Source organism: Streptomyces sp. TN58 (genome assembly GCF_001941845.1).
In the GTDB taxonomy this organism is placed as follows: domain Bacteria; phylum Actinomycetota; class Actinomycetes; order Streptomycetales; family Streptomycetaceae; genus Streptomyces.
Map to the genome: position 1 here is coordinate 6,388,617 of NZ_CP018870.1, position 12,371 is coordinate 6,400,987.

Consider the following 12,371-nt stretch of genomic DNA (forward strand, 5'->3'; position numbering starts at 1 on the left):
CAGTGGCTCCGGCCTCAGGTGTCGGCGAGCACGATCACCCAGTCCTGCTCGCCGAACCGGACCCGCTGCCGCTTGTCGGGGTTGAGCCGGACACCGTACGCGGGAGCCGTCGCGGCCTGCGCGCGCACGCGGTAGCCGACGGCGCACTCCCGGCGGCGGCGTGCCGACTCGACGACCGTGGCGAAGGCCACCTCCCGGTCGGTGCGGACGTAGTCCGCCACCGGCCGCAGGTAGAACTCACTGCCCTCCGCCCGGAACAACTCCTCGAAGACGTCCGCGAGATGCCCGCTCTCCGAGATCTGCGTCATCAGGAGGCTGATCAGACGGCCGCTGACGATGAAGTCGGCGCCGGCCCGGGCGGGGGCGAGCAGCCGGTTGCCGTCGTCGGACATCTCGGTGGTCAGCGGGAGTTCACAGCCCGCCGCCTCCGCGATGGCCCGCAGGTGCAGCAGCGTCACCAGCGTCCTGTCGTCCGTGCCGTCCCCGGGCTCCGCGGCGGGGCCGGGCGGATCCGCGTCGGGGGGCGCGGCGGCCGGGGCGGTGCCCTCCCGGTCGGTCTCGCCGATCACGATCACGCTGTCGTAGGAGGGCACGTCCAGCTTGGCCAGGACCTCCGGGTCGGTGATGTCCCCGCTGTGGAAGGCCACTTCGAGGCGGGTGCGCGCCGCCGCGACCTCGGCGGCGGCCCGCGGGGCCGCCCCGCCGCCGAGCGCCACGACGTCCAGGGTGGTGCCGGGGGTGACGAACTCGTCGAGCTGCTCGACGAGGAGCGGAGCGCGCCGGTTCCAGCCGAGGAGGAGGAACCGCTCGGCGTATCGGGACCGGGGGCGGGCGGTGACGATGGCGTCCTCGTCGACCCAGGGGCCCGCCGGCTCCTGCACGGCCGTGTCGTCGTCCTCGGAGATCAGGACGACCCGGTCGCCCGCGCCGATCGGTGTACCGGTGTCCGGGTTGAGGGCGACGCTGCCGTCGGCGTGCAGCAGACCGACCACCGAGGAGGTGGTGAACGCGAGCAGCGCGTCGCCGAAGGTGCCTCCGGCGATCCCCTGCGCGGGGGCGGTGTAGAACTCGTCGCCGTCGAAGTCCAGCAACTCCTGGTAGACGAGGGAGAGTCCGGGCTGGCGGGCGGTCTGGACGAGGAGCCGGGCGATGATCTCGTCGGCGCAGAGCACGTGTCCGCCCGGTCCGGCCGCCAGCTTGGCCGTGAGGTGGTTGCGGGCGTCGCGGACCGCGGCGACCACCACCGCCTCGCGCGGCCGGGGGAGCGCCGCGTCGAGCGCGAGCAGGGTCTTCACCACATGGGCGTCGCCGGAGTCCCCGTCGGGGGGCAGCACCAGGACCGCCTTCGACGTCTGCGGGCTCACCCGGGCCAGCACGGTCGGGTCGGTGGTGGGCCCGCTGCGGCAGATGATCCGGGTGGCGCCCGTCCCCGTACGGCTTCCCGGGAGTCTTCCCGCGCCGCCCCCTCCCGTACGGGCTGCCGCGCCGCCGAATCCTGTGGCGATCTCGTCCTCCATGTCCACCTTGTCCTTCGGGGCGAGGACGGCGATGGCGGACCGGCGCTGGTTGGCGTTGGCCGCGACGAGTTCGCAGACCACCGGGAAGATCTGGTCGGACCAGCCCAGGACGACGGTGTGCCCCGCCTCCAGGACCGTGGAGTGCCCGCGCCGCAGCGACATGATGCGCTGGTTGATGCCGGTGGTGATCAGGCTGACCAGCGTGGACACGAACAGCAGGGCCACCAGGGCCAGTGTCACCGAGGCGAGCACGTAGACGGGGGAGCCGACGGCGCCGCCGACCTTGAGGGTCTGCCCCACGCTGACCCAGACGGCCGTGAGCCGCCCCGACAGGGTCCTGGGGGCCGCGCGGTCGGCCCAGACGAGCACCGCGCTCGCCGGGACGACGACCGCGAGGCAGGCCGCCGCCAGCCACCCGACGAGCGGGGCGGTCCCCCCGGCCACCAGGTTGTCGAAGCGGTACCGCAGGCGCAGCCGCAGGGACGTGGTGTGCTCCTGTGCCATGCGTACTCCTCGTCTTCCGGGCTGCTAACCCGTGGGAGCCCCGGGGGTTACGGGCGGATCCGGCCGGAAGCGGTCACGGGCGCAGCGCCGCGACGACCTCGTCGGTGGTGGTCACCCTGCCGATGCGCGGGAAGATCTTGCCGAACGTGTGGGCGTGGGAGTCGGGATCGGCGTCCGCGCTGGCGTCCTCCGGGAAGACCAGGTCGTAGCTGAGCTCCCACGCCGTACGGGCGGTGGACTCGACGCCGACGCTGGTGGAGATGCCGGCCAGGACGATGCGGTGGATGCCGCGGCGGCGGAGCTGGAGGTCCAGCTCGGTGCCGGTGAAGGCTCCCCAGTGGCGTTTGGTGACGACCACGTCCGCGAGCGCGGCGAGCTCGGCGGGGATCTCGGAGAACGCCGCGGGTGGCGCCGCGGCCGGACCCGGCCGGTCCACGTTGGCGGTCGGGAGGTCACCGCCGTCGGGCGACCACGCCACCTTGACCAGGACCACGGGCAGCCGGCGGCCGCGGAACGCCGTGGCCAGCGCGACACCCCGCTCCAGGATCTCGGCGGTGGGCCTGGTGGCGGGCCGGGCGAGGATGCCGGTCTGCAGGTCGATGAGGACCAGGGCGGTGTCCTCGCCGAGGACGAGTCGGGTCTGGTCGGCGGGCATGCACTCTCCTTCGCCGGCCGGGTGCGGCGGGGCCGCCACGGCGCTCGGTCCGAGGTGAAAGCTTGAGGTGAAAGCCTGTCAGACCCGGCCGGGCCCGCCCCGGCTGATCACCGGCATGTCGCGCACGGCCGCGCGTCGGCGTAGCCCCGTAGAATACGAACATGAGTGCGTATGGGGTGGTGGGGGCGCGCCCCCGCCTGTCGGCGGAGCTGACCGGGGCGGAACTGCTGCGCTGGTACTGGACCCTGGCCGAACTGAGCTGCCTGGCGCGGCAGATGGGTGTGCCGGTGCGGGGCGGCAAGGCCGCCCTCACCGCCCGGCTCGCCGCGGCACTCGACGGCCGCCCCGAGCCCGAACCGGCCCCCGCGGCACCCCGCCGCGCGGGTCGGCAGCTCGCCGCCCCCGTCGACGGGACCACGGTGATCCCGCCGGGGCAGCGCTGCAGCCAGGTGCTGCGTGAGTACTTCGTCCGCGAGATCGGCCCGGGCTTCCACTTCGACGCCTTCATGCGGGAGTACGTCGCCGGCCACGCCGGGCACACCCTCGCCGAGGCCGTCGAACACTGGCACGCGACCCGGGCCCGGGCGGCCGAACCGCAGGAGGTCGGCGCCCAGTTCGAGTTCAACCGCTTCCTGCGCGACTGGCACGCCCGCCACCCCGGCGGTACCCGTGCCGAAGCCCTGGCCGCCTGGCGCACCCACAGGGCCCGCCCCCGAGGCTGACACCCTCAGGGACGCCCGTAGCGCAGTTCGACGACACCGTTGCCGAAGGTGCGGCTGCTCTCCAGGCGCAGCGGCACCACACCGCTGTCGGCGGGAGGGAAGAGGGGCTTGCCGCGGCCGATCCGGACCGGGTGCACCAGGATCCGGTAGCCGTCCACCAGGTCCTGGCGCAGGAAGGAGGCGGCGAGGTCCGCGCCGCCCAGCACGAGGTCGCCTCCGGGAGCCGCCTTGAGGGCGGCGACCTCCTCCGGCACCACGTCCCGTACGACGGTGGTGTTCCAGTCGGCGTGCTCCAGGGTGCGCGAGTAGACGTACTTCGGCATGGACCGCCAGATCTCGGCGAACTCCGCCTCGGGGCCGGAGCTCGCGGGGTCGGCGTCGGCCGTCGGCCAGTAGTCCGCCATCAGCTGGTGGGTGACGCGACCGGACAGGAAAGCGCCCATCCGCCGGAGTTCGTCATTGAGGTACTGGTGCAGCTCCTCGTCGACGACGTGCCAGTCGATCTGCCGTTCGGGGCCCTCGATGTAGCCGTCCAGGGACACCGTGCTCATGAGGATGATCTTCCGCATACCGCCCCACCCTACGCCGCGGACATACTGGTCGCCGTGAAGACCGAACCCGAGACCGATACCCACGGCCCCTCCGGCGACACCGTCCTGTTCCACGTCGACGGCCGGACCGGCGTGGTCACCCTCAACCGCCCGCGCGCCCTCAACGCCCTCACCCACCCCATGGTGCTGCGGATCGCCGAGGCCCTCGACGCCTGGGCGGTCGATCCCGCGGTCGGGCAGGTCCTGATCCGCGGAGCGGGGGAGCGCGGGCTGTGCGCGGGCGGCGACATCCGGGCCATCCACGACGACGCCAGGGCCGGCGGTAACGCCTCCGCCGCCTTCTGGCGTGACGAGTACCGGCTCAACGCCCGCATCGCCCGTTACCCCAAGCCGTACACCGCCCTCATGGACGGCATCGTCATGGGCGGCGGCGTCGGCCTCTCCGCGCACGGGAGCGTCCGCGTCGTCACCGAACGCTCCCGCGTCGCCATGCCGGAGACCGGTATCGGCTTCGTCCCGGACGTCGGCGGAACCTGGCTGCTCGGCCGCGCCCCCGGCCGGCTCGGCACCCATCTCGCGCTCACCGGGACCGCCGTGGGTGCCGCGGACGCGCTGCTCTGCGGGCTCGCCGACCACTTCGTACCCGCCGCGCGGCTGCCGGAGCTGACCGCCGCCCTGGCCGCGGCCCCCGCCGCCGAGGTGCTGCCGCGGTACGCCGCCACCCCCGCCCCCGGGGTGCTCGCCGACGGACGGCCCTGGATCGACCACTGCTACGCGGCCGACACGGTCGAGGAGATCGTCGAGCGGCTGCTCGGCCGGGACGAGCCGGCCGCCAAGGAGGCCGCCGAGACGCTCCTGGCGAAGTCCCCGACCGCGCTGAAGGCCACCCTCGCCGCTGTGCGCCGGGCCGCCGCCCTCGGCACGCTGGAGGCGGTGCTCACCCAGGAGTACCGGGTCTCCTGCAACGCGCTCACCACGCCCGACCTGGTGGAAGGCATCCGGGCCCAGGTCGTCGACAAGGACCGCGCACCGCGCTGGTCCCCGCCGACCCTGGCCGAGGTCACCGAAGCCGACGTGGAGCGCTTCTTCGCCCCCCTCGGCGACGACCGCGAACTGCGCCTCGCCTAGGGCCTGTATCGAGTTGCCCCGCGGCGTCGCGGGGCCCGGCGCGCCCGCCCTCACGGGCGGCCGACGCCACCTTGACGACACCCCTAGGGCTGTCCGCGCGGACGGGGGAGGGGGCGGGACCGGTGCCGGTCCCGCCCCCGTCCGTGCCGCTACGCGCCGGCGCCGACGTACTCCCGCAGGTGACGGGCGGTCAGCGTGTCCGCCCCGGCGACCAGGGCGGCCGGCGTGCCCTCGAAGACGACCTCGCCGCCGGAGTGGCCGCCGCCGGGGCCGATGTCGATCAGCCAGTCGGCGTGCGCCATCACGGCCTGGTGGTGCTCGATGACGATCACGGAGTTGCCGTCGTCGACGAGCCGGTCCAGCAGGGCCAGCAGTTTGTCGACATCCGCCATGTGCAGTCCGGTCGTCGGCTCGTCCAGGATGTACGTCGAGGACTTCTCCGCCATGCTGATCGCGAGCTTCAGCCGCTGCCGCTCCCCGCCCGACAGGGTGTTGAGGGGCTGGCCGAGCCGCACGTACGACAGGCCGACGTCGGAGAGCCGGCCGAGCACGGCCCGCGCCTGGCCGGTGGTGAAGAACTCGTGCGCCTCGGCCACCGGCATGTTCAGCACCTCGCTGATGTTCTTGCCGCGCAGCCGGTACGTCAGCACCTCGGGCGTGAAGCGCTTGCCCTCGCACTCCTCGCACACCGTGGCCACCCCGGCCATCATCGCCAGGTCCGTGTAGACGAGCCCGAGGCCGTTGCACTTCGGGCAGGCGCCCTCCGAGTTCGCGCTGAACAGCGCCGCCTTGACCCCGTTGGCCTTGGCGAAGGCGGTCCGGATCGGGCCCAGCAGACCGGTGTAGGTGGCCGGGTTCGACCGGCGTGAACCGCGGATCGGCGACTGGTCGGCCACCACGACACCCTCCCGCCCCGCCAGGTAGCCGTGGATCAGCGAGCTCTTGCCCGATCCCGCGACACCGGTCACCACGGTGAGCACCCCGAGCGGCACCTCCACGCTGACGTCCTTCAGGTTGTGCAGGTCGGCGCCCTTCACGGAGAGGTGCCCGCGCGGCGTGCGCACCGAGTCCCGCAGCCGTGCCCGGTGCCCGAGGTGGCGCCCGGTGAGGGTGCCGGAGGTGCGCAGCCCGGCCACGTCCCCGCTGTAGCAGAGCTGCCCGCCCGCCGTGCCGGCGCCCGGGCCGAGGTCGACGACGTGGTCGGCTATGGCGATGACCTCGGGCTTGTGCTCCACGACCAGCACGGTGTTGCCCTTGTCGCGCAGCCGCAGCAGCAGGTCGTTCATGCGCTGGATGTCATGCGGGTGCAGGCCGGTGGTGGGCTCGTCGAAGACGTACGTGACGTCCGTGAGGGAGGAGCCGAGGTGCCGGACCATCTTCACGCGCTGGGCCTCGCCGCCGGACAGCGTGCCCGAGGGGCGGTCCAGGCTGAGGTAGCCCAGGCCGATCTCGACGAGGGAGTCGAGCAGGCCCCGGAGGTTGGCGAGCATCGGGGCCACGCCGGGGTCGTCGATCCGGCGTACGAAGCCGGCCAGTTCGCTGATCTGCATCGACGCGCACTCCGCGATGTTCACGCCGAGGATGCGCGAGGACAGCGCGGCCGCCGAGAGCCGGGTGCCCCGGCAGTCCGGGCAGGCGGTGAAGATCACCGCGCGGTCCACGAAGGCCCGGATGTGGGGCTGCATGGACTCGCGGTCCTTGGCCAGGTAGAGCCGGGTGATCTTGGTGATCAGGCCCTCGTAGGTGAAGCCGTTGGAGCCCGCCTTCACCTTCACCGCGCTTCTGTGCAGGAAGTCGGCCCATTCCTGCTCGGTGAAGTCCTTGAGCTTGGTGTCGGGGGAGTAGAAGCCCGAGTTCGCCATGTTCTGCCAGTACCAGGAGTCCACGGCGAAGCCGGGGACGGTGATCGCGCCCTCGTTGATCGAGAGTTCGCGGTCGACCAACTGGTCCACGTCGATGTCGGAGACCTCGCCGACGCCCTCGCAGCGCGGGCACATCCCCTCCGGGTTGTTGAAGCTGAACGCGCTGGACGTGCCGATGTGGGGTGTGCCGACGCGGGAGTAGACGATCCGCAGCATGGTGTAGGCGTCGGTGGCGGTTCCCACGGTGGAGCGGGAGCCCGCGCCCATCCGCTCCTGGTCGACCACGATGGCGGCGCTCAGGTTGTGCAGTCCGTCCACGTCCGGCCGGCCCAGGCTCGGCATGAAGGACTGGACGAAGGCGGTGTAGGTCTCGTTGATCATCCGCTGCGACTCGGCGGCGATGGTGCCGAAGACGAGGGAGGACTTCCCGGAGCCGGAGACACCGGTGAAGACGGTCAGCCGGCGCTTGGGGATGTCGAGCGAGATGTCGGCGAGGTTGTTCTCGCGGGCTCCCCGGACCTGGATGACCTGGTGGTTGTCGGCGATGTGCACGGAACTCCTCTGGGTGCGGCGTTTCGGCTGACTCTCTACGCTGTACTTTATACGTTGTACTCTGTACGTTGTAGTCAATTATCGGCGAAGTTCGGAGGCCGGGACATGGCGAAGGACCGGAGCGGGGCGGGGGATCCCGTACGCACCCTGGAGCTGCTGTGGCGGGCGACCGGGCAGGCTGCGACGCAGCCCGGCCGGCGCGGCCCCCGGCAGGGCCTGAGCGTGGACGCCGTCGTCGGGGCCGCGACCGCCCTCGCCGACGGCGAGGGCCTGGACGCGCTCACCATGCGGGCGCTGGCCCAGCGGCTCGGCGTGACACCGATGACCGTCTACACGTACGTCCCCGGCAAGGCCGAGCTGCTCGACCTGATGCTCGACGACGCCTACCTGCGCATGGAACGCAGGCCGGCCGGTCCGGCGGAGCCCTGGCAGGTCCGCGTCGCCCGGGTGGCCGAGGACAACCGCGACCTCATGGTCCGCCACCCCTGGATCGCGGACCTCGCCGTCACCCGCCCCCCGCTGGGCCCCGGAGTGATCGGGAAGTACGACCACGAGCTGGCGGCCTTCGAGGGGATCGGGCTCACCGACACCGAGATGGACGCCGCCCTGACCCACCTGCTGGGCTTCGTCCACGCCAACGCCCTGGCCGCGGCCGACGACGCCGATCACAACAGCCGCCAGAGCCAGGAGGACTGGTGGGCCGTCAGCGCCCCCCTGCTGGAACGGAACTTGGACCCCGGCCGCTATCCCCTCGCCGACCGCGTCGGCACCGCGGTCGCCGGCTACCACCCCCAGACCATCTGGTCCTTCGGCCTCCAGTGCATCCTGGACGGCCTTGCCCACCGCCTCGCCACCCGTACCGCTCCGCGGACGCCGACGGACAACGCCTAGGGTCTGTATCGAGTTGCGCCGCGGGGCAACTCGATACGGACCCCAGTGCTGTGGCCGCAAGGGTTCACCGGGGCGCGGTGTCCGGTACGGCACCGCGCCCCGGTGAACCCTTTCCGGCCACAGCACTGGAGGTCGTCGACCTCCCCCGTGCGGGGGAGGGGGATCGTTCCGGCGGCCGACGCCGCCCCGCCGCGGTCGATGCGACGTTCAGAACATGACCAGTGCTGAACGGACGGTGCGGGCGCCTCGGAGCGCCCGGTGGCAGGGGTGGCCGCGCTGGGTGGCCCGGGCGACGGTGGTGTGGGGGGTGCTGTACGCGGGCTTCGGCCTGGGGTGCGCGCTGACCGGGACCACTCTGCGCTACCACGGCGGTGGCCCAGGGGCCTCGTGGCCGGGCTGGGCGGTCATGACGGTGGGTGTGTCCGCGGCGGCGGTCAGCGGGGCCGTGGCGGTGTACGGACTGCGGCCGGCGCTACGGGTGCTGCTCCTGGCGGCCTGCGTCCTGGCCGGAATCACCGCGTTCAGCCTGCTGATGGATGTGATCACGCTGATGGTGGGCCAGGGCGTGGACAGTCCGGCCTCCACCGCGAACAAGGCCCTCTCGGCGGTCGGAGCGGTCCTGCTCGCGGCCACGGCCCGGTCCGACCGGCCATCCGCAGGTACTGCCGTACGGGCGCCGTCCGCCGCACCGCGGAGCATCCAACTCGCCGCCTGGGCCGGGACGCTGGCTTTCGTCCCGTACGCGGCGATGAAGCTGGTCTGGGCGTTCGGCGGCACGTTCGCGGGGATCACCGGCGAGGAGATGCTCGCGGTCTCGGAGCGGAACGGCGCCTCGGGGCTCTTCCTCACGCTGGAGTCCTGGGGCCTGGACCCCTCCGCGCTGCTGGCCGGGCTCGGCGTGTTCCTGCTGTGGGGCCTGGTCCGCCCGTGGGGGCAGGTCTTCCCCCGCTGGACGCCGTTCCTGCGCGGCCGACGGGTGCCGCGCCGGCTCCCGCTCGTCCCGGCCCTGCTGGGGGCCGCCACGCTCGCCCCGTACGGCGTCGTGGGCATCGGATACCTGCTCCTGGCCACGTCCGGAGCAGTGACGATGCGGCCCGGCGACTTCCACTCTCCGGACGACGCGCTGCTGGTCGGCTGGATCGGCATGGTCGCCTTCGCCGTCTACGGGGTCGCCCTGACCCTCGCGGCCCGCTCGTACTGGCTCCGCACGCGCCCCCCTCACCGGCCGCCCGCCGACGCGGGGCTGCGCTGTGGTGGACCGTGGGACCGGACGGCGAACTCGCCGTGATGCTGGTCCAGGGTCGATGTCGGTGTCCGGTGAGAGGATCGCCGGATGCCTCTGCCTCAGTCTGATGATCTGACCTCGCTGGTCCTGCGTGCCGACTTCGGTGACGAGGGGGCCTGGGACGCGGTCCGAGCCGCACTCGACGCGGCCGACGAGTATTCCCATGCCACGTATGCCAGCGAGCCTCGCTTTGCCGGCGTGGGGGTTCAGGCCCTGGTGGCCGAGGAGGCTGCCGCGGACGAAGACGAGCAGATCGGCTACCTGTTCCTGGCGGACGCGGTCTCGATGAAGGAGCCGGGCCATCCGCTCCTGGCCGTGGACCTCTCGGACGAGCCCGGGCGGACGTTCAGGGTCCCCGCCCGGTGGTTCCCCGACGTCTCGGCCAACCTCAGCCTCGCCAACATGGACTTCGCGGAGTTCGCCGACGCCGCTGACGGATCAGGGACCTTCCGCGGCTTCGAACAGGGCTGACACTTTCTCCTCGCCGCCCGTCCGGGCGCTGTGCTGCCAACGACCTCGGTGGGGCGTCAGCGGTAGCCGGTGGTGTCCGCCGGGCGGCCCGGGTCCTGGACCTCGACCATGTAGCGCCAGGCGTCCGGGCGGCTGCCGTCCAGGTCCGTGAAGCCGTAGACCTGCGCCAGGCGGCCGCTGGAGAGGGACGCGCCGTTCCAGCGGGACACCTCCGGGTCCGCGGCGAGGGCCGCTACCGCCCGGCCGACGTACGCGGGGGTCTCGGAGATCGCGAAGTGCGGGACCGTGGCCAGCGCGTCCCGCCACGTCTCCTCCGTCACGCCGAAGGTGTCGAGCATCATCTCCGAGCGCAGCCAGCCCGGGGTCAGCGCGACCGCCGTCGCTCCGCGCGGGCCCAGCTCGTGCCCGAGCGCGAACGCCATGCGCAGCACCGAGGACTTGGCGACGTCGTAGAAGAAGGAGACCCGGTAGCGGGACGCGTTGTAGTCGGCGGTGCCGTCCGTCATCTCCACCACCAGCCCACCCGGCTCCCGCAGCAGCAGCGGCACCGCGAAATGACTGGTGATCGCATGCGTCTCCACCGCCAGCCGCATCAGCCGCAGCCCCTTGTCCAGATCGTGCTCCCAGACCGTGCTGTCCCACTCGAACAGCAGCTCCCCGCCCCAGATGTCGTTGACCAGGACGTCCAGACGGCCCTGCTCGGCATCGATCCGCCCGACCAGGGCCTCGACCTGCGCCGGCACCAGATGGTCGGCGACCACCGCGATTCCCCGGCCGCCCGCCGCGGTGACCAGTTCGGCGGTCTCCTCGATCGTCTCGGGACGGTCGTACTCCGAACGCCGCCCCCGGGTGCTGCGCCCCGACACGTACACCGTGGCGCCCTGCGCCCCCAACTGGACCGCGATGCCGCGGCCCGCGCCCCGCGTCGCCCCGGCCACGAGGGCCACCCTGCCTTCGAGAGTCATACGCCGACCCTACGACGCCCCGCCCGGCCGCAGCCCGCCGGACACGGAGACCAGTGCCAGCGCCAGCAGCAGCCCGCCCGCCGCCACACCCAGTGCCGGGTTCGGCCCCCACACCGTCCATGTCGCCCCGAACAGCAGCGACCCCGCGAACCGGGCGAGCGCCTGCGCCGTCTGCAGCACCGCCAGCCCCGTCGTGCGCAGTTCCGGCGGGAACAGCGGCCCGGCCGCGGCCATCAGCACCCCGTCGGTCGCCGCGTAGAACAGGCCGAGCGCGGCCGGCACACCGACGACCAGCAGCGCCCCGGACGGCAGCGGCGCCAGGAGCAGCAGACAGGCGCCGAGCAGCAGTACGTGCCCGCCGGCGAAGACCCGGCCGCGCCCCACCCGGTCGGCGAGCCTGCCCACCGGCACCGCGCCGAGCAGGAACACCGCCGCCGTACCGACCGGCAGCAGCGGGAACCACACGGCCGGCAGCTCCAGCCGGCGCTGCAGCAGCAGGTAGAGGAAGGCGTCGCCGACGGTGAACAGCCCGAGCACGGCGGCCGTGAGGCACAGCCGCCGCAGGCCGGCGATCCGCAGGAGGGCGCGTACGGGCGGTGGGGCCGGGGACGGGGAGACCGCCGGCGCGGGGGCCTGCCGTACGAACAGGGCGAGCATCACCACGCCCAGGACGGCGACGCAGCAGCTCACCGTGAACACCGCCGCGTACCCGTCCACCGCCACCCACAGCACGCCGAAGGCGGCCAGCGGCCCCAGCAGCGCGCCCGCGGTGTCGAGCGCCCGGTGCACGCCGAACGCGCGGCCCTGCATCGCGGCCGGCACCGACAGCGAGATCAGTGCGTCGCGGGGGGCGGTGCGCAGCCCCTTGCCGGTCCGGTCGGCGGCCAGCACCGCCGCCACCGACCAGGGAGTGGTGACGGCGAGCAGGGCCGCCTTGCACGCCGCGGAGAGCGCGTACCCGGTGCCGGCGACGAGTTTGTGGCGGCGGGTCCGGTCGGAGATCCGGCCGCCTGCGAGGCGCAGCAGCGCGGTGGCGCCCTGGTGGAGACCGTCCAGGGCGCCGAAGGCGAGCGGGGACATGCCGAGTCCGGCCACCAGATACAGCGGCAGGACGGCGGTGACCATCTCCGCGGAGACGTCCGTGACCAGGCTGACCAGTCCGAGCGCGAACACCGTGCCGGGGACGGCCCGCAAGGGGCCGCTGGGGGCCGGGGTGTCCGCGGGGATGCCGGCGGCCCGGCTGGTCGACAGGTACACGGATGCCTCCG

General features: G+C 73.1%; 11 protein-coding genes. 5 read left to right on the plus strand and 6 right to left on the minus strand.

The window, feature by feature from the left end; translation table 11 throughout:
- Positions 1 to 14: 14 nt before the first annotated feature.
- Both BSL84_RS28780 and BSL84_RS28785 read right to left on the minus strand, forming a co-directional pair.
- A complete protein-coding gene (locus tag BSL84_RS28780; RefSeq protein WP_030030481.1) occupies positions 15 to 2,021 on the minus strand; it encodes a CASTOR/POLLUX-related putative ion channel in 2,007 nt (668 codons plus the stop codon).
- Positions 2,022 to 2,094: 73 nt separating this feature from the next.
- A complete protein-coding gene (locus BSL84_RS28785; protein ID WP_030030480.1) occupies positions 2,095 to 2,676 on the minus strand; it encodes a hydrolase in 582 nt (193 codons plus the stop codon).
- Positions 2,677 to 2,837: 161 nt separating this feature from the next.
- Here BSL84_RS28785 and BSL84_RS28790 point away from each other — a divergent pair, with 161 nt between their 5' ends.
- On the plus strand, positions 2,838 to 3,398 hold the full coding sequence (locus BSL84_RS28790; RefSeq protein ID WP_075971477.1) for a DUF6434 domain-containing protein: 561 nt from the start codon (positions 2,838 to 2,840) through the stop codon (positions 3,396 to 3,398).
- Positions 3,399 to 3,403: 5 nt separating this feature from the next.
- Here BSL84_RS28790 and BSL84_RS28795 read toward each other — a convergent pair whose 3' ends face one another.
- Entirely contained in the window at positions 3,404 to 3,967 is a 564-nt protein-coding gene (locus BSL84_RS28795) for a dihydrofolate reductase family protein (protein WP_045321247.1), read from the minus strand.
- A gap of 87 nt (positions 3,968 to 4,054) precedes the next feature.
- On the opposite strand from BSL84_RS28795, the gene BSL84_RS28800 reads away from it, so the two are divergent.
- Positions 4,055 to 5,077, plus strand: coding sequence for an enoyl-CoA hydratase/isomerase family protein (locus BSL84_RS28800; protein WP_234363646.1), 1,023 nt, complete (start codon positions 4,055 to 4,057; stop codon positions 5,075 to 5,077).
- Between the two features lie 149 nt (positions 5,078 to 5,226).
- Here the strand turns inward: BSL84_RS28800 and BSL84_RS28805 are convergent, their stop codons facing one another.
- A complete protein-coding gene (locus BSL84_RS28805; protein WP_030037237.1) occupies positions 5,227 to 7,491 on the minus strand; it encodes an ATP-binding cassette domain-containing protein in 2,265 nt (754 codons plus the stop codon).
- A gap of 105 nt (positions 7,492 to 7,596) precedes the next feature.
- Here BSL84_RS28805 and BSL84_RS28810 point away from each other — a divergent pair, with 105 nt between their 5' ends.
- The 3 genes from BSL84_RS28810 to BSL84_RS28820 all read left to right on the plus strand — a co-directional run bounded on the left by BSL84_RS28810 (position 7,597) and on the right by BSL84_RS28820 (position 10,138).
- Positions 7,597 to 8,382, plus strand: coding sequence for a TetR/AcrR family transcriptional regulator (locus BSL84_RS28810; RefSeq protein WP_030037238.1), 786 nt, complete (start codon positions 7,597 to 7,599; stop codon positions 8,380 to 8,382).
- Between the two features lie 214 nt (positions 8,383 to 8,596).
- Positions 8,597 to 9,670, plus strand: coding sequence for a hypothetical protein (locus BSL84_RS35710; protein ID WP_234363542.1), 1,074 nt, complete (start codon positions 8,597 to 8,599; stop codon positions 9,668 to 9,670).
- Between the two features lie 45 nt (positions 9,671 to 9,715).
- A complete protein-coding gene (locus tag BSL84_RS28820) occupies positions 9,716 to 10,138 on the plus strand; it encodes a DUF6924 domain-containing protein (RefSeq protein WP_075971479.1) in 423 nt (140 codons plus the stop codon).
- Positions 10,139 to 10,194: 56 nt separating this feature from the next.
- Here the strand turns inward: BSL84_RS28820 and BSL84_RS28825 are convergent, their stop codons facing one another.
- Together BSL84_RS28825 and BSL84_RS28830 are read right to left on the minus strand one after the other, a co-directional pair.
- Entirely contained in the window at positions 10,195 to 11,103 is a 909-nt protein-coding gene (locus tag BSL84_RS28825; protein WP_030037241.1) for an SDR family oxidoreductase, read from the minus strand.
- Positions 11,104 to 11,112: 9 nt separating this feature from the next.
- Positions 11,113 to 12,360 carry an MFS transporter gene (locus BSL84_RS28830; protein ID WP_075971480.1) on the minus strand — a complete coding sequence of 416 codons (1,248 nt, stop codon included), beginning with the start codon at positions 12,358 to 12,360 and terminating at the stop codon, positions 11,113 to 11,115.
- Positions 12,361 to 12,371 lie beyond the last annotated feature (11 nt).